At 66.4% G+C, this 15,364-nt stretch carries 18 protein-coding genes; 3 read left to right on the top strand and 15 right to left on the bottom strand.

The genetic code is table 11. The features are described 5' to 3' along the window. Positions 1 to 88: 88 nt before the first annotated feature. Both ftsH and rlmE read right to left on the bottom strand, forming a co-directional pair. On the bottom strand, positions 89 to 2,029 hold the full coding sequence (gene ftsH, locus GGR73_RS03850; protein ID WP_024939575.1) for an ATP-dependent zinc metalloprotease FtsH: 1,941 nt from the start codon (positions 2,027 to 2,029) through the stop codon (positions 89 to 91). 61 nt (positions 2,030 to 2,090) lie between these two features. Beyond that, positions 2,091 to 2,723 carry a 23S rRNA (uridine(2552)-2'-O)-methyltransferase RlmE gene (gene rlmE, locus GGR73_RS03845; RefSeq protein ID WP_016904005.1) on the bottom strand — a complete coding sequence of 211 codons (633 nt, stop codon included), beginning with the start codon at positions 2,721 to 2,723 and terminating at the stop codon, positions 2,091 to 2,093. A gap of 65 nt (positions 2,724 to 2,788) precedes the next feature. Between rlmE and yhbY the strand changes: the two genes are divergently transcribed. Both yhbY and GGR73_RS03835 read left to right on the top strand, forming a co-directional pair. Then, positions 2,789 to 3,094, top strand: a complete 306-nt coding sequence (gene yhbY, locus GGR73_RS03840) for a ribosome assembly RNA-binding protein YhbY (RefSeq protein WP_024939574.1) — start codon at positions 2,789 to 2,791, stop codon at positions 3,092 to 3,094. Positions 3,095 to 3,109: 15 nt separating this feature from the next. Then, the gene (locus GGR73_RS03835) at positions 3,110 to 3,490 is read left to right on the top strand and encodes an Mth938-like domain-containing protein (RefSeq protein WP_016904007.1); all 381 of its coding nucleotides are present in this window, start codon (positions 3,110 to 3,112) and stop codon (positions 3,488 to 3,490) included. Positions 3,491 to 3,658: 168 nt separating this feature from the next. Here the strand turns inward: GGR73_RS03835 and GGR73_RS03830 are convergent, their stop codons facing one another. From GGR73_RS03830 to surE, 4 genes are read right to left on the bottom strand one after another with little or no spacing between them, the layout of a single operon-like run. Then, complete coding sequence (locus GGR73_RS03830; RefSeq protein WP_184455720.1) at positions 3,659 to 4,435, bottom strand: peptidoglycan DD-metalloendopeptidase family protein; 777 nt, start codon at positions 4,433 to 4,435, stop codon at positions 3,659 to 3,661. Then, positions 4,432 to 5,046 carry a YqaA family protein gene (locus GGR73_RS03825; RefSeq protein WP_016904009.1) on the bottom strand — a complete coding sequence of 205 codons (615 nt, stop codon included), beginning with the start codon at positions 5,044 to 5,046 and terminating at the stop codon, positions 4,432 to 4,434. Before GGR73_RS03825 ends, GGR73_RS03830 begins: the two co-directional genes overlap by 4 nt. 18 nt (positions 5,047 to 5,064) lie before the next feature. After that, positions 5,065 to 5,742, bottom strand: coding sequence for a protein-L-isoaspartate(D-aspartate) O-methyltransferase (locus GGR73_RS03820; protein ID WP_016904010.1), 678 nt, complete (start codon positions 5,740 to 5,742; stop codon positions 5,065 to 5,067). Further along, positions 5,739 to 6,518 carry a 5'/3'-nucleotidase SurE gene (gene surE / locus GGR73_RS03815; protein ID WP_024939572.1) on the bottom strand — a complete coding sequence of 260 codons (780 nt, stop codon included), beginning with the start codon at positions 6,516 to 6,518 and terminating at the stop codon, positions 5,739 to 5,741. The genes GGR73_RS03820 and surE overlap by 4 nt, the downstream gene beginning before the upstream one ends. A gap of 99 nt (positions 6,519 to 6,617) precedes the next feature. Between surE and GGR73_RS03810 the strand changes: the two genes are divergently transcribed. After that, a complete protein-coding gene (locus GGR73_RS03810; protein ID WP_024939571.1) occupies positions 6,618 to 7,157 on the top strand; it encodes a Smr/MutS family protein in 540 nt (179 codons plus the stop codon). A gap of 136 nt (positions 7,158 to 7,293) precedes the next feature. Here GGR73_RS03810 and truD read toward each other — a convergent pair whose 3' ends face one another. From truD to GGR73_RS03765, 9 genes are all read right to left on the bottom strand, one after another. Then, positions 7,294 to 8,403, bottom strand: a complete 1,110-nt coding sequence (gene truD / locus GGR73_RS03805; RefSeq protein ID WP_184455718.1) for a tRNA pseudouridine(13) synthase TruD — start codon at positions 8,401 to 8,403, stop codon at positions 7,294 to 7,296. A gap of 245 nt (positions 8,404 to 8,648) precedes the next feature. Further along, on the bottom strand, positions 8,649 to 9,140 hold the full coding sequence (gene ispF, locus GGR73_RS03800) for a 2-C-methyl-D-erythritol 2,4-cyclodiphosphate synthase (protein ID WP_046342357.1): 492 nt from the start codon (positions 9,138 to 9,140) through the stop codon (positions 8,649 to 8,651). 15 nt (positions 9,141 to 9,155) lie between these two features. Then, positions 9,156 to 9,956, bottom strand: a complete 801-nt coding sequence (gene ispD / locus GGR73_RS03795) for a 2-C-methyl-D-erythritol 4-phosphate cytidylyltransferase (RefSeq protein WP_184455716.1) — start codon at positions 9,954 to 9,956, stop codon at positions 9,156 to 9,158. Then, positions 9,953 to 10,309 carry a cell division protein FtsB gene (gene ftsB / locus GGR73_RS03790; protein ID WP_016904016.1) on the bottom strand — a complete coding sequence of 119 codons (357 nt, stop codon included), beginning with the start codon at positions 10,307 to 10,309 and terminating at the stop codon, positions 9,953 to 9,955. The genes ispD and ftsB overlap by 4 nt, the downstream gene beginning before the upstream one ends. Positions 10,310 to 10,312: 3 nt before the next feature. Further along, positions 10,313 to 11,605 carry a phosphopyruvate hydratase gene (gene eno, locus GGR73_RS03785; RefSeq protein ID WP_016904017.1) on the bottom strand — a complete coding sequence of 431 codons (1,293 nt, stop codon included), beginning with the start codon at positions 11,603 to 11,605 and terminating at the stop codon, positions 10,313 to 10,315. A 123-nt stretch (positions 11,606 to 11,728) separates the two neighbouring features. Next, a complete protein-coding gene (locus GGR73_RS03780; protein ID WP_024939566.1) occupies positions 11,729 to 11,971 on the bottom strand; it encodes a hypothetical protein in 243 nt (80 codons plus the stop codon). Between the two features lie 116 nt (positions 11,972 to 12,087). Continuing rightward, the gene (gene kdsA, locus GGR73_RS03775) at positions 12,088 to 12,918 is read right to left on the bottom strand and encodes a 3-deoxy-8-phosphooctulonate synthase (RefSeq protein ID WP_054592805.1); all 831 of its coding nucleotides are present in this window, start codon (positions 12,916 to 12,918) and stop codon (positions 12,088 to 12,090) included. Positions 12,919 to 13,121: 203 nt separating this feature from the next. After that, complete coding sequence (locus GGR73_RS03770; RefSeq protein ID WP_024939564.1) at positions 13,122 to 14,786, bottom strand: CTP synthase; 1,665 nt, start codon at positions 14,784 to 14,786, stop codon at positions 13,122 to 13,124. Between the two features lie 176 nt (positions 14,787 to 14,962). Continuing rightward, positions 14,963 to 15,211, bottom strand: a complete 249-nt coding sequence (locus GGR73_RS03765; protein ID WP_024939563.1) for a hypothetical protein — start codon at positions 15,209 to 15,211, stop codon at positions 14,963 to 14,965. Positions 15,212 to 15,364 lie beyond the last annotated feature (153 nt).

Raw genomic sequence — 15,364 nt, 5'->3', positions numbered from 1 at the left:
GCCGGGGCGAGGCGTCGCTACAACGCATCAAGGCCGGGAATCGCTTCCCGGCCTTGATGGATGCTGCTGCAGCTGACCGATGCGTCGGTTACAGCTGCTCGGCCGGCCCGGCGATCGGCGGCAACGGACGCGGGCTGCCCTTGTCGTTGTTGTTGCCACCGTCCTTGTCGGACTTGCCCCAACCCGCCGGCGGCGGCGGCTCGCGGCCTTCCATGATGGCGTCGATCTGCGGCACGTCGATGGTCTCGTACTGCAGCAGCAGCTGCGACATCGCGTGCAGCTTGTCCAGGTTCTCGGTGAGGATGGCCTTGGTCTTGCTGTAAGCCTTGTCCAGAATCGAGCGCACCACTTCGTCGATCTTGCGCGCGGTCTCGTCGGACACGTTCTTGTGCTGGGTGACCGAGCGCCCCAGGAACACCTCGTCCTCCTCCTCGCCGTAGGCCACCGGGCCGAGCTCGTCGGACAGGCCCCACTTGGTCACCATGTTGCGTGCCATCTTGGTCGCACGCTCGATGTCGTTGGACGCGCCGGTGGTGACCTTGTCGCCACCAAAGATCAGTTCTTCGGCAACGCGGCCGCCGTACAGCGAGCACAGCTGCGACTCGATCGCCACGCGATTCATCGAGTAGCGGTCGCCCTCGGGCAGGTACATGGTCACGCCCAGCGCACGACCACGCGGAATGATGGTGACCTTGTAGACCGGGTCATGCTCGGGCACCAGACGGCCGACGATGGCATGGCCTGCCTCGTGGTAAGCGGTGAGCGTCTTCTCGTCCTCGCTCATGGCCATCGAGCGGCGCTCGGCACCCATCAGGATCTTGTCGCGGGCACGATCGAAGTGGTCCATGCGGACTTCCTTCTCGCTGCCGCGTGCGGCAAACAACGCCGCCTCGTTGCACAGGTTGGCCAGGTCGGCACCGGAGAAGCCTGGCGTACCGCGTGCGATGACCATCGGCACCACGTCGTCGGCCAGCGGCAGCTTGCGCATGTGCACACGCAGGATCTGCTCGCGCCCCTTGACGTCCGGCAGGCCGACCACGACCTGGCGGTCGAAACGGCCTGGACGCAGCAGCGCCGGATCCAGCACGTCCGGACGGTTGGTCGCCGCGATGACAATCACGCCTTCGCCGCCTTCGAAACCGTCCATCTCAACCAGCAACTGGTTCAGGGTCTGCTCGCGCTCGTCATGCCCGCCGCCGAGACCGGCGCCGCGATGACGGCCCACCGCATCGATTTCGTCGATGAAGATGATGCACGGCGCATGCTTCTTGGCCTGCTCGAACATGTCGCGCACGCGGCTGGCACCCACGCCGACAAACATTTCCACGAAGTCCGAGCCGGAGATGCTGAAGAACGGTACCTTGGCCTCACCGGCGATCGCCTTGGCGAGCAGCGTCTTACCGGTACCGGGCGGGCCGACCATCAACACGCCGCGCGGGATCTTGCCGCCCAGCTTGGTGAACTTGGTCGGGTCGCGCAGGAAGTCGACCAGCTCGCCGACTTCTTCCTTGGCCTCGTCGCAGCCGGCGACGTCGGCAAAGGTGATCTTGACCTGGTCCTCGCCCTGCAGCTTGGCGCGCGACTTGCCGAAGCTCATTGCGCCCTTGGCGCCACCGCCACCGCCCTGCATCTGGCGCATGATGAACAGCCAGAAGCCGATGATCAGGATGACCGGCAGGAAATTGAGCACCAACGACCAGAAGCCGGGCCCGGTGGAGGGCTTCTGGCGGGTCATTTCGATGTTCTTGCTATACAGCACGTCGACCAGCTTGTCGTCACGCGGACCGTAGACGGTGGCTTCGCTGCCGTCGGTGCGCTTGAAGCGGATCGCGTTGACCGCCAGGTTGGTCTCGTCGGTGTAGTCCACCGACTTCACGCGGCCCGAGTCCACTTCCTTCAGGAACTGGGTGTAGGTGATCGAGTCGGGGCCGACACCGCCCGCCATCCGCGGCGAGAAGCTCTGGAAGACGACCATCAGCACAACCGCGACGACCACCCACAGCAGCAGATTCTTGGTCAAGTCGTTCATCCTCATTGGCTCCGGTGCCCTCTACTCTTCAAATTCTTGAAACACGGTGGTCATTGGCAGCTTACTTGATCTGGGCACGCTTGCCCTGACCGAGCGCATAAACTTCCGGGGAGCGCTTGCGCGAGGCCGCCGGCTTGCGAATCGTCACCTTGTCATAGCGGCGGCGAAGCTCACGAATGTAATCGTCGGACCCGACACCCTGGAACAGCTTGATCAGGAACGCCCCGCCCGGTTTGAGGTGGGTGTCGGCAAATTCCATCGCCAGTTCCGCCAGGTGCATCATCCGCGGTTGGTCGACCGCATCCATGCCACTCTTATTGGGGGCCATATCGGACAGCACAAGGTCCACCGGCACATCGCCCAGCATCGCCTCGAATTCCGATAGGACGGTTTGCTCCCTGAAGTCGCCGTGAAGGAACTCCACGCCGGCCAGCGGCGGCATCTCCAGGATATCCAGCGCCACCACCCGGCCGCTGTCGCCCATGGATTTGCGCACCTGTTGCGACCAACCGCCTGGCGCCGCGCCCAGGTCGACCACCACCATGCCCGGCTTGAGCAGGCGGTCGCGCTGGAGCAGTTCTTCCAGCTTGTAGGCCGCACGCGAGCGCATGCCTTCGGCCTGCGCCTTCTTGACGAACGGATCGGCGAAGTGTTCCTTGAGCCAGCGCTGGCTACTTTTACTACGGGAAGGCATCGGCAAAGGGGTCTGAACGGGTCGCCATGATACCCTGAACACCCTTTGCTGCCCTTTGATCCTGCATGTCCATTGTTCTCACCTCCGCCCAGAACCGTTTCCTGCGCGGCCAGGCCCACGATCTCAAGGCACTGCTGCAAACCGGCGGCAAAGGGGTCACGCCTGCATTTCTGGCCGAACTCGAGGAAGTGCTCGAGCGCCACGAACTGATCAAGGTGAAGGTGACATCGGAGGATCGCGAGGCCCGTGACGCCATGATTGCCGAACTGACCGAGCAGACCGGCAGCGCGCTGGTGCAGCGGATCGGCCATGTCGCCATCCTGTACCGCCCCAGCAAGGAAAAGCGTCAGATCGTGCTGCCGCGCGGCTGACCCGACGAGTTCGACATGCCCTTAAGCCAGGAACACCCCGACTACACCTATGCGCTGCGCGCGGCCGATGGCCGCCACGCCAAGGTGAACGATCAGATTCTGCAGCGCAGCTTCATCCTGATGCCCGACGAGCTGGTGGAAGGCTGGCCGGTCTCCGGCCTGGAACAGCTCCAGGTCGCGCATATGGACGCGGTGCTGGCTCTCGCCCCGGCGGTGATCCTGCTCGGCACCGGCGAGCGACAGCAGTTCCCGAAGACGGACGTGCTGGCAGCCTGCCTGACCCGCGGCATCGGCCTGGAAGCGATGACCAATGCGGCCGCGGCACGCACCTACAACGTGCTGGCCAGCGAAGGCCGCCGGGTGGCACTGGCGATGATTCTTGAAGGCCGGGATTAGGGAGTCGGGATTGGGGATTCGCAACTGCAGGCTGGAGCAGATGTCGCTCTCATGCCAACAGCAGGAGCGACACCCCAAGCAATCTTCAGGCCGCTAGAACGCATCTTCCACGCGGCAGCATCAGCCCAGCGCCGTTGCCGTTGCGAATCCCAAATCCCGAATCCCGAATCACTTCCTCGGCAGATACAGCAGCGGATCCACCGGCTTGCCGTTGTAGCGGATCTCGAAGTGCAGCATGTCGCGGGCGGCGCCGCTGCGGCCCATCTCGGCGATCTGCTGGCCGGCCTTGACGCTCTGGCCTTCGTTGAGCAGGCGCTTGCGGTTGTGCCCGTAGGCGGACAGCCACTGGTCGTTGTGCTTGATGATGATCAGCTCGCCGTAGCCGACCAGGCCGGCGCCGGAGTACACCACCACACCGTCGGCCGCGGCACGCACCGCCTGCCCGCTGGCACCGGCGATGTCCACGCCCTGCTTGGTGGTCTCGCCGCTGACGAAGGTGCCGACCACCACGCCGTCGGCTGGCCAGCGCCACGGAAATCCGCTGCTGACCGGTGCTGCGATCGGGGTACTCGGGCGCGGTGGAACCACCGTACCGGCGCTGGAGCTGCTGCCGCCCGGCCTGCTGGCTCCGGGCGGATAGAGCTTGAGGGTCTGGCCGGGATAGATGGTGTTCGGCGAGGACAGGCCATTCCAGGCCGCCAGATCCGGCGCGGTGATATTGGTGCGGCGCGAGATGGCGTATAGCGTGTCGCCGCGCTGAACGGTGACGGTCGCGCCCGGGCGCGGCACCGACGGACGCGGCGCCGCGGACGGACGCGCGGACGCCGAACCGCCGCCGGCTCCGGGCGAGCGCACCACCGTGGCGCTGCTGCAGGCGCCCAGCCCGACGGCGACTGCGAGCAGGACTGCTGTCTTACGTACCGAGTTCATCTGCAACTTGCTCATCCGTTGGTTGTCTTCCACACCAGCCAGCCCGCGCCCACCGCCAGGACGGCCATGGCCACCCAGCCCAGCGGCTCGATCCAGCGATGCAGCGCGGCCTCGGCGCGCGCCCCACCCAGCCGGATCGCGCCGGCCACCAGATACACGCGCTTGCCGCGCCCCACCAGCATGCTGGCAATGAAGGGCAGGATCGGCACGCCGACCACGCCCGAGGCCCAGGTAAAAATCTTCAACGGGATCGGGGTAAAGCCCACCAGCACCAGCGCCCAGAAGGCCTTCCACGGCGAATCGGCGACCAGCGTGCGCAACGTCTCGATCTGCGCCTGGATCTTGGCGCTCCAGCCCAGCCATTCGATCAGCGGCTGCAAGGCGGCGAAGGCGAAATGGCCCAGCAGATAACCGACCAGCGCGCCGCAGACCGAGCCGATCAGGCTCAAGGTGGCGAACCACAGGGCGCGCCTGGGTTCGGCCAGCGACATCGGCGCCAGCATCACCTCCGGCGGTACCGGGAAGATGAAGCCCTCCACGAAACTGAGGCCGGTCAGCAGCGCCGGAGCGCGGCGATTGCGCGACCAGCGAATGGCCACGTCGTACAACGGCCCGAAGATCTTCATCGAAAAACTCTCATGGATTCAATCCAGCATGCCCGACAACAGCGGGACGAACGTGACCGGCGCCAGAACCTGCTGCTCGATCGCGCCGTCGGCAGCGCGCGTGAGTTGCACCAGTGACTGCGACGAGGCGCCACCGACCGGCGCGACCAGCCGCCCGCCGACCGCCAGCTGATCGACCAGCGCGTCGACCAGCGCCGGGGCGGCGGCGGTGACCACGATGGCATCGTAGGGGCCATGTTCGGGCCAGCCGATGCGACCATCGTCGTGCTTGCTGCGCACGTTCATGCCCAGATGGCGGAAGCGCTTGCGCGCCTGCCGCAGCAGGTCGCCGATGCGCTCGACGGTGTACACCTCCAGCCCCAGCGCGGCGAGGATCGCGCCCTGGTAGCCGGAGCCGGTGCCCACTTCGAGCACTTTGGTCGGGCCAACCTGCAGCACCGCCTCGGTCATGCGCGCGACCACCCAGGGCTGCGAGATGGTCTGGCCGTGGCCGATCGGCAAGGCAGTGTCTTCATAGGCACGCGAGGCCAGCGCTTCGTCGATGAACAGATGGCGCGGCACGGTGCGCACCGCGTTGAGCGTGGCCTCGTCCTGGATGCCAGCCTCGCGCAGGCGCTCGACCAGCCGGTCGCGCACGCGTTGCGAGGTCATGCCGATCCCGACCGATTCCGGTTGCAGCCGCAGCCTCGGCGTCATGCCGGCGTATCCAGCGCGGCGGTCAGGCCGCCCACCCAGCCGGCCACCGTCTCCAGCGCCTGATAGCGGGTCAGGTCGACATGGATCGGGGTGATCGAGATATGCCCGGTGCGCACGGCATGGAAGTCGGTGCCGGCGCCGGCGTCCTGCTCCGGCCCGGCCGGGCCGATCCAGTACACGGTGCGGCCGCGCGGGTCGCGCTGCGGCACGCAGGGCTCGGACCGATGGCGGTTGCCCAGCCGGGTGACCTCGAAACCGAGCACCTCCGACCAGGCCAGGTCCGGCACGTTGACGTTGAGGATGGTATCGGCGGGCAACGGGTCGGACTTCAGCCGTGCCACGATCTCCACCGCGGCGCGCGCGGCGGTTTCGTAGTGATGCGCTTCGTGATTGTGCGTCACCAGCGAGACCGCCACCGCCGGCAGGCCGAGGAAGCGGCCTTCCATCGCGGCGGACACGGTGCCCGAATAGATCACGTCGTCGCCGAGATTGGCCGAGTTGTTGATGCCGGAGACCACAATGTCCGGGTCGTAATCGAGCATGCCGGTCAGCGCCAGATGCACGCAGTCGGTCGGCGTGCCGGCAACCGCGCAGGTCTGCGCGTCGATGCGGCGGGTGCGGATCGGCACATCCAGCGTCAGCGAGTTGCTGGCGCCGGAACGGTCGCGGTCGGGCGCGACCACCATCACTTCATGACCGGCATGGCGCAGCGCCTCGGCCAAAATCTGGATGCCGGGGGCGTCGACACCGTCGTCGTTGCTAACCAGTACGCGCATGGGACTCCTCGGAAAACCGGGTCATGATACCGGATGCGTCCGCGCCCTTCGCGCTTGATCTTCGCTTGCGCCTGAGGTTGGGCAGGTTAGGCTGTGAGCATGTCGCATCCTGAAGACGAAGACGACGGCGCGCTGTTCCGCGCAGCGATCGGCGCGGTCAAGCCGATTCGTGAAGTCGCCCCACCGGCCAATGCCAAGCCGCGCCCCAAGCCGCGCGCACGCATGGCCGAGCGCGACGATGCGGACGCGCACACCGAATTCGCGCGTCTGCTGCGCGACAGTGCGCCGCTGGAGGCGGGCGATACCGCCAGCTACCGGCGCGAGAATCTTCCCACCCGATTGTTTCAGCGGCTCAAGCGCGGTCAATTCTCGATCCAGGACGAACTGGACCTGCATGGCGCTACCGCCGCGCAGGCCGAATCCCTGCTGCGGCAGTTCCTGCTGGAAGCGCATGCGCACGACCATGGCTGCGTGCGCATCATCCACGGCAAGGGGCTGCAGTCGGACAACGGCGCGCCGGTGTTGAAAAACCTGATGGATCGCCTGCTGCGTCAGCGCAACGACGTGCTGGCGTTTCATTCCGCGCCGGCCACGCAAGGTGGCACCGGAGCATTGCTGGTGTTGCTGGCACGGCGTTAGCGCCGATTGGGCGACGGGTCGCTGGTGCAGGCATGCGCTTGCGCAAAGGACGCGTTGATGGGCAGGCCTGTCGCGGCCAGGTCCGCTCCTACGGCGGTGACGTGTTTGCCGGGCAGCCAACGACAACCGGGCAGGCCTAGGCGTCGGAACCCAGGCCAGCGTTGAGACGGCCGGCGTCGCTGACCTCGCCCAGCTCCCACAGCACCGCGGTGGCGTAGCAGCCCGGCGGCAGTGCGAATGCGATCTGCAGGCTATCCGCATCCAGCCAGCGATACTCCAGCTGTTGCGGACGCAAGCGCAGTGCGCGGCGCTCCTGCTTCAAGCCCGCGGCCTCCAGACCTTGTCGCAGCACCTCCGATTGCGGATCGGACAACGCGCCCTGCTCCACCGCCGCGGCCTGCGCGGTCGAACGCAGCTCGCCGGCGCCCCACAACGGCCCGCTGGGATGGATATCGAAACGCGCCAGGCGCTCTGCCAGTACATCGGTGAACGGCTCGGGGCCGAACACGCTGCGCGAGCCATCCAGCATCCACGCCTCGCCATCCAGCGCGGTGTCCCAGCTGCCCTGCTCCACGCGCGCGGTGAGCACCCGATTGAACAACGCCGAGCGCGCCGCCGACAGCAGCATCGAGCGTTGATCGTTGCGCAGCCGCCGCCGGGATGCCGGCGCCGCCGACAAGGTGCCGTCGGCATTGGACACATAACCGAACATCGCCAGCGCGGAGGCCACGTTGCCGCCATCGCGGCCGAAACGCTGTTCGCCAAACCAGTTCGGGATACCGCGCGCGGCGATCGCCTGCAGGCGCTGTTCGATCGCCGCACGCTCGCCGTGCACCTGGCGCAACGTCAACACGAAACGATTGCCCAGCAGTGCGCCGCGTTGCAGCTTGCGGTTATGCCAAGTACTGGCGATGACCTGCATCTCATCATCGTCGAGCGCGGCGAGCTCCGGCGCGATGCGCTTGGGCAGATGCACGCTGAAGCGCTGCGTGGTCACCGCATGGCGGTCCTTCAGCCCGGCGTAGCTGACGCCCATCTCGGCGATTCCGGCCCACTGCGCGAGTTTCTTCGCGATATAGGCGGTGTTCTGCCCACGCTTGCGGATGGTGAGCAACAGGTGCTCGCCCTCGCCGGTTGGCTCGAAGGCAGGCAGCTCATCGACCTGAAAATCTTCGGGCGTGCTGCGCATTGCCGCGCCGAGGACCGCAGCGCCATGCGCGCGCGGCAGAACAGAGGTGTCGCTCATGCTGTGATTTACCTTCGCGCCGACAGGTCGTGCGCTATGTGCCGAATGCCTCGGCGCGGTGATGTCGCGGTGCGACGCCAAGACGAGCCCGGCGCAGGTAACCGCGATCTGGAGCGGCTGGAACAGCTAGCCGGCAGTGGCCGGATGCGTGGACGGCAGGCTCAGCACTGCAGGGTATGCGGGATGATCGCCATGCCCGGCACCGTCCATGCCACCGACGGTGCGCAGGCGTCTGTGAGCCGCGGTCAGCCGGCGATCCTGCCGAGCAAGACTGCCGCTTGCGCAGCGATGCCCTCGCTGCGGCCGGTGAAGCCGAGTTTTTCGCTGGTGGTGGCCTTGACGCTGACCGCATCGAGTTCGATCGCCAGCAGGCTGGCGATGCGTTCGCGCATCGCCAGCGCATGCGGGCCGATCTTGGGGCGCTCGCAGATCACGGTGACATCGGCATTGCCAACGCGCCAGCCACGCTCGCGCAGCAAGTGATCACAATGCTGCAGGAACTGCGCGCTGTCGGCATCCTTCCAGCGCGCGTCGGACGGCGGAAAGTGCTGACCGATATCGCCCAGCGCCAGCGCGCCCAGCATCGCATCGCATAGCGCGTGCAGCACCACGTCGCCATCGCTGTGCGCGAGCACGCCATGGCTGTGCGCGACGCGCACGCCGCCCAGCATCACGTGGTCGCCCGCACCGAACGCGTGCACGTCGTAGCCCTGACCGATTCGAAAATTGAAAGACATGGTAATCCGTGGTGATTAGGGAGCGTCGGCGTCGTGGTGCGCGCCAGCGGACAGCGCATCGTTGTGGCCAACGACCGCGCCGGCGCGCGGGTCGGTTGCAGGCGACTGGGCATCCACTGCAACACCTCGGCGCGCCAGTTCGAATTCGAAGCGCGCCAGATCCGTTGGCGTGGTCACCTTGAAGTTGTCTTCAGCACCTTCCACCAGCAACGGGCGCAATCCCAGCCGCTCCATCGCCATCGCCTCGTCGGTCACGTCCACCCCGGCCGCCGACGCCTCGGTGAGGCCGCGGATCAGTTGATGGCGACGGAACAGCTGCGGGGTCAGCGCGCGCCACAGCCGCTCGCGTGGCTCGGTGGCATCGATGCCCCCATCGTCGCCGGCCCGCTTGAGCGTGTCGCGCACCGGCGCAGCCAGGATCGCGCCGACCGGATCGCCGCGGCCGATCTCCAGCAGACGTTCCAGATCGGCCAGCGCCAGATTGGGCCGCGCGGCATCGTGCACCAGCACAAAGTCATCGGCCCGCACGCTCTCCGGCAGGGCAAGCAATCCGGCCAGTACCGATGCCGCACGTGTCCCGCCGCCGACGCAGGTGAGCACCGGCTTGCCCTGCACCGAGGTCCAGCCCGGCCAATCCGCATCGTCGGGCGCGATGGCCACCACGATGCCGGCCACCACCGGATGCGCGGCAAGCGCCGCCAGCGTGTAGGCCATCAGCGGTTGCCCGGCAGCGCACAGATATTGCTTGGGGGTCTGCCCACCAAAACGCGTGCCGCGCCCGGCGGCCGGCACAATCGCCCAGATCGAACCGGTCATGGCTGTTCCGCCGGAGCGTCAGGCTCGACGGGCGCAGCGGACGGCGCGGCCACTGCGGGCGGCAGCGGCGGTGCATCCTCGACCACGCGATAGAACGTCTCGCCCGGTTTGATCATGCCCAGTTCGCTGCGCGCGCGCTCTTCGATTGCCGCCTCGCCGTCCTTCAAATCCTTCACCTCTGCTGCCAACGCCTGGTTGCGTTGGCGCAGACCTTCGTTGTCCTGTGTCTGATGCGCGACCTGGGCTTCCAGCATCATCACTTCGCCGGAATTCCCAGGCCCGAACCAGAAGCGGTACTGCAGCCAAGCCAGCAGCACCGCCAGCACCAGCAGTAGCCAGCGCCAGTTGCGCACGGCTTAGCGCTTGAGCGAAACGAACGCGTCGCGGCCGGCGTAACGCGCGCCGGAGCCCAGCGCCTGCTCGATGCGCAGCAACTGGTTGTACTTGGCGACGCGGTCGCTGCGGCACAGCGAGCCGGTCTTGATCTGCGTGGCGGTGGTGGCCACGGCGATGTCGGCGATGGTGGTGTCTTCGGTTTCGCCCGAGCGGTGCGAGACGATCGAGGCATAGTTGGCCGCATGCGCCATCGCAATGGCTTCCAGCGTCTCGGTCAGCGTGCCGATCTGGTTGACCTTGATCAGGATCGCGTTGGCGGTGCCCGAGTCGATGCCCTGCTTGAAGATCTTCGGGTTGGTGACGAACAGATCGTCGCCGACCAGCTGCACCTTCTTGCCGACGCGGTCGGTGAGCAGCTTCCAGCCGGCCCAGTCGTCCTCGGCCAGGCCGTCTTCGATGCTGATGATCGGGTACTGCGCGACCCAGTCGGCCAGGAAGTCGACGAACTGCTCGCTGGTCAGGCGCTTGTTTTCGCCAACTAGGTTGTACTTGCCGTTGTCGTAGAACTCGCTGGAGGCCACGTCCAGGCCCAGCAGCACGTCTTCGCCGGCGGTATAGCCGGCCTTGCCGATCGCCTCGAGGATGGTGTCCAGCGCTTCGACGTTGCTGCGGAAGTCCGGCGCAAAGCCGCCTTCGTCGCCCACTGCCGTGCTCAGACCGTGGCCCTTGAGTACCGACTTGAGCGCGTGGAAGATTTCGGTGCCGGCACGCAGCGCTTCGGAGAACGAGCTGCAGCCGACCGGCAGCACCATGAACTCCTGGAAGTCGACGTTGTTGTCGGCATGCGCGCCGCCGTTGATGATGTTCATCATCGGCACCGGCAGCGCCACGTCGGACTCGGTGATGGTGGACAGGTACTGCCACAGCGGCTGCTTGCGCGAGGCGGCCACGGCATGCGCGGCGGCCAGCGACACACCCAGCAGCGCATTCGCGCCCAGGCGGCCCTTGTTCTCGGTGCCGTCCAGGTCGATCAGGCGGCGGTCCAGACCCTGCTGGTCGGCCGCGTCAAAGCCCTTGAGCGTCTCGGCGATGGTGCCGTTGACGTTCTGCACCGCATGCAGCACGCCCTTGCCCAGGTAGCGGGTCTTGTCGCCATCGCGCAGTTCCACCGCTTCCTTGGTGCCGGTCGAGGCGCCCGAGGGCACGGCAGCGCGGCCGAACGAGCCGTCGTCCAGCGTGACTTCGGCCTCCAGCGTGGGGTTGCCGCGGGAGTCGAGGATTTCGCGGGCGAGGATCTTGGCGATAGTGGTCATAGGTCGATCGGTTACCAGTAAGGGGGAAGTACACCGGAAACAAGCTGCGGGATTATCGCCGCACACCGGCACATTGCCAAATCGCGTGAAGCTGCCGCACGCAACAGGCCGGCACACATGCCGCTAGGCCATCAAGCCCAGCAGCGGTAGCCCAGACAGCAGCAGCAAGACCGACAGCAACACCAACGCAAAGATCGCTGCGCCGGATTGGCGAGCCAGCCGCAACGCCAGCGGGCCGGCGATCAGGCAACTTGTGATCGCCACCGCGGCCAGCAGCAGCGTAACCAGCATTGGCACCCGCGTGGCCTGCATGGCATGGTCGCCGTCACCCGGCATGCCGATGCTGGCAGCGACCAGAAACACCATTGCGGCCATACACGCCCACGCGGCGATCGATGCGACCAGCGCGATCCAGCCCCAGGGCCAGTGGCGCCACTGCCGAGGCTGGCGCTGCGACGCGGCCAGCGCCCAGGGATCGGAACTCATGCGAAGCGCGCGAACCCGTGCTTCTTGGTGACGGCATCCAGTTCCATCAGGGTCTCGAGCAGCTCTTCCATGCGGTCCAGCGGCCAGGCGTTGGGGCCATCCGACAAGGCCTTGGACGGATCCGGATGGGTTTCGGCAAACAGGCCGGAAATGCCCACCGCCACCGCCGCGCGCGCGAGCACCGGCACGAACTCGCGCTGGCCGCCGGAACTGCTGCCCTGCCCGCCCGGCAACTGCACCGAATGGGTGGCATCGAACACCACCGGGCAGCCGGTGTCGCGCATCACGCTCAGCGAGCGCATGTCGCTGACCAGATTGTTGTAGCCGAACGAGGCGCCACGCTCGCAGACCATGATCTGCTCGTTGCCGGTCGACTTGGCCTTGTCGACCACCGGCTTCATGTCCCACGGCGCCAGGAACTGGCCCTTCTTGATGTTGACCGGCTTGCCGGCGGCGCAGACGTTCTTGATGAAATCGGTCTGGCGCACCAGGAAGGCCGGGGTCTGCAGCACGTCGACGACGGCGGCGACCTCGTTCATCGGGGTGTATTCGTGCACGTCGGTCAGCACCGGCACGCCGATCTGCTGTTTCACCGCCTCCAGCACCTTCAGGCCCTCTTCCAGGCCCGGGCCGCGGAAGCTGGTGCCGGAGGTGCGGTTGGCCTTGTCGAAGCTCGACTTGAAGATGAAGTTGATCCCCAGCTTGCCGGTGATTTCCTTCAGCTTGCCGGCCACGTCCAGCTGCAGCTGCATCGACTCGATCACGCAGGGGCCGGCGATCAGGAACAACGGCTGATCCAGGCCAACGTCAAAGTCACACAGTTTCATCAGGTCACCTATTGATTAAAGCCCCTCTCCCGTCGGGAGAGGGGTTGGTGTGCGGGTACGGTTGCGAAGCGCTGCTGACGTGCGATGGTTTGTCCTGGCTGACGCGTGGCGACGCGTTCGTCATGGCTGCCATCTTCCGGTGCGTTGCAGCGCACCTCATCCGGCGCTGCGCGCCGGCTTCTCCCGACGGGAGAAGGAGCGGCTCAGGCACGCGCTTCCTTCAGCAGTTTTCCGCCCGCCTTCTTCTCGCGCGCGGCGCGCACGAAGCCGATGAACAGCGGATGCCCGTCGCGCGGGGTGGACAGGAATTCCGGATGTGCCTGGCAGGCCAGGAACCACGGGTGCGCATCGCGCGGCAGCTCCACCATCTCCACCAGCGTGTCGTCCATCGACTTGCCGGAGATCACCAGGCCGGCGTCTTCCAGTTGGGTGCGGTAGCGGTTGTTGAACTCGTAGCGGTGGCGGTGACGCTCGGCGACCACGTCCTTGCCGTACACCTCGCGCGCCAGCGTGCCCGGCTTGAGCCGCTGCTCCTGCAGACCCAGCCGCATGGTGCCGCCCAGGTCGGACTTCTCGTCGCGCTTTTCCACTTCGCCGGTTGCGGTGCGCCATTCGGTGATCAGGCCGATCACCGGGTGTGGCGACTGGCGGTCGTTCTCGGTGCTGTTGGCTGCATCCAGATCGGCCACGTGGCGGGCATAGTCCACCACCGCCGCCTGCATGCCGTAGCAGATGCCGAAGTACGGCACCTTGTGCTCGCGTGCATATTTGGAGGTGAGCACCTTGCCTTCAAAACCACGGTCGCCGAAGCCGCCCGGCACCAGGATGCCGTCGATATCCTGCAGCGCAGCCATGTCGCTGCCTTCCAGATCCTGCGCTTCCAGCCACTTCAGGTTGACCTTGGTGCGCTGGCGCAGACCGCCGTGACGCAGCGCTTCGGCCACCGACTTGTAGGCGTCCTGGTGGTCGACGTACTTGCCGACCACCGCAATGGTGACCTCGTCCAGCGGGTGCTTGACCGCATCCACCACCGCAGCCCATTCGGACAGGTCGGGCGCAGCCACCTTGTCGCGCAGCTTGAACTGATCGATGACCAGTTCGTCCAGGCCCTGGCGACGCAGCTCCAGCGGCATGCCGTACAGCACGTCGATATCGGGGCAGCTGATCACCGCGCGCTCGGAGACGTTGGTGAACAGCGCGATCTTGCGGCGCTCCGAATCCGGTACCGCCTGCTCGGAACGGCACAGCAGCACGTCCGGCTGGATGCCGATCGAGCGCAGTTCCTTGACCGAATGCTGGGTCGGCTTGGTCTTCAACTCACCGGCGGCGGCGATGTACGGCACCAGGGTGAGGTGCATGAACATGGCCTTTTCGGCGCCACGCTCGGTGCGCACCTGGCGGATCGCTTCCAGGAACGGCAGCGACTCGATATCGCCGACGGTGCCGCCGATCTCGATCAGCGCCACGTCGAACCCGGCGGTGGCCTCGTCGATGCAACGGCGGATCTCGTCGGTGATGTGCGGGATCACCTGCACGGTGGCGCCCAGGTAATCGCCGCGACGCTCCTTGCGGATCACGTTCTCGTAGATCCGGCCGGTGGTGACCGAGTTCTTGCGCGACAGCCGCGTGCGCACGTAGCGCTCGTAGTGACCCAGATCCAGATCGGTCTCGGCGCCGTCGTCGGTGACGTAGACCTCGCCATGCTGGAACGGGCTCATCGTGCCCGGGTCCACATTGATGTACGGGTCCAGCTTCATCATCGTGACCTTCAGGCCACGCGCTTCCAGAATGGAGGCAAGCGAAGCGGCGGCAATGCCCTTGCCTAGCGAGGACACTACGCCGCCGGTAACAAAAATCAGGGGGGTCATGGGGCTTGAAGCCTCCCGGAAAGCCATAGTTTAGCGGGTGACGGGCGAATGCCCAAGGGTTGCGTGACGATCATGTCGTCACAGCGGCGAAAAACGCGCTGCGCCTGGCGCCCAAATGCAGACGCCCCGACCAAGGCCGGGGCGTCCGTGTGGCGTTGTGCCGTCGCGCGATGGAATCAGCGCGCCGGCTTTTCTTCTTCCTCTTCCTCGCGCGTGGCGGCGTCGGCCTTGGGCTTGTGTGCCGCGGCGGCGGCGCGGCGCTCGGCCTTGCGCTCGGCTTCGGTCTTGGCCTTGGCGTCGTCGGCCTTCTGCGCGCTGGCACCGGCGCCCTGCCCGGTCTGCTGGGGAGCGGCCTGGGCCATGGCAGGAAGCGCGGCCACTGCGGCAGCACCGAGGGTGAGCATCAGGATGTGCTTGAACTTCATGGTGTCCTCCGGGTTCGGTGACATCCCCAGGTGGGGACGTTTGGTTCCGAATCCAACGCCAGGGTATCCAGCCGCACCCCGCCCTGCACTGAACGCCTGTCGCGTGCAAAAAATCGGCCCAACCCCCACACTTGCGCGTCGTTTCACGTGCCA

Source organism: Xanthomonas sp. F14, assembly GCF_014199865.1.
The sequence above is the reverse complement of the archived record's forward strand: the minus strand, read 5'-3'. Positions and strand labels throughout refer to the sequence as shown.

Coding starts and splice junctions, on each gene's coding strand:
- ftsH (WP_024939575.1), bottom strand. CDS start 2,029: ATGAACGACTTGACCAAGAATCTGCTGCTGTGGGTGGTCGTCGCGGTT.
- rlmE (WP_016904005.1), bottom strand. CDS start 2,723: ATGCCTTCCCGTAGTAAAAGTAGCCAGCGCTGGCTCAAGGAACACTTC.
- yhbY (WP_024939574.1), top strand. CDS start 2,789: ATGTCCATTGTTCTCACCTCCGCCCAGAACCGTTTCCTGCGCGGCCAG.
- GGR73_RS03835 (WP_016904007.1), top strand. CDS start 3,110: ATGCCCTTAAGCCAGGAACACCCCGACTACACCTATGCGCTGCGCGCG.
- GGR73_RS03830 (WP_184455720.1), bottom strand. CDS start 4,435: ATGAGCAAGTTGCAGATGAACTCGGTACGTAAGACAGCAGTCCTGCTC.
- GGR73_RS03825 (WP_016904009.1), bottom strand. CDS start 5,046: ATGAAGATCTTCGGGCCGTTGTACGACGTGGCCATTCGCTGGTCGCGC.
- GGR73_RS03820 (WP_016904010.1), bottom strand. CDS start 5,742: ATGACGCCGAGGCTGCGGCTGCAACCGGAATCGGTCGGGATCGGCATG.
- surE (WP_024939572.1), bottom strand. CDS start 6,518: ATGCGCGTACTGGTTAGCAACGACGACGGTGTCGACGCCCCCGGCATC.
- GGR73_RS03810 (WP_024939571.1), top strand. CDS start 6,618: ATGTCGCATCCTGAAGACGAAGACGACGGCGCGCTGTTCCGCGCAGCG.
- truD (WP_184455718.1), bottom strand. CDS start 8,403: ATGAGCGACACCTCTGTTCTGCCGCGCGCGCATGGCGCTGCGGTCCTC.
- ispF (WP_046342357.1), bottom strand. CDS start 9,140: ATGTCTTTCAATTTTCGAATCGGTCAGGGCTACGACGTGCACGCGTTC.
- ispD (WP_184455716.1), bottom strand. CDS start 9,956: ATGACCGGTTCGATCTGGGCGATTGTGCCGGCCGCCGGGCGCGGCACG.
- eno (WP_016904017.1), bottom strand. CDS start 11,605: ATGACCACTATCGCCAAGATCCTCGCCCGCGAAATCCTCGACTCCCGC.
- GGR73_RS03780 (WP_024939566.1), bottom strand. CDS start 11,971: ATGGTGTTTCTGGTCGCTGCCAGCATCGGCATGCCGGGTGACGGCGAC.
- kdsA (WP_054592805.1), bottom strand. CDS start 12,918: ATGAAACTGTGTGACTTTGACGTTGGCCTGGATCAGCCGTTGTTCCTG.
- GGR73_RS03770 (WP_024939564.1), bottom strand. CDS start 14,786: ATGACCCCCCTGATTTTTGTTACCGGCGGCGTAGTGTCCTCGCTAGGC.
- GGR73_RS03765 (WP_024939563.1), bottom strand. CDS start 15,211: ATGAAGTTCAAGCACATCCTGATGCTCACCCTCGGTGCTGCCGCAGTG.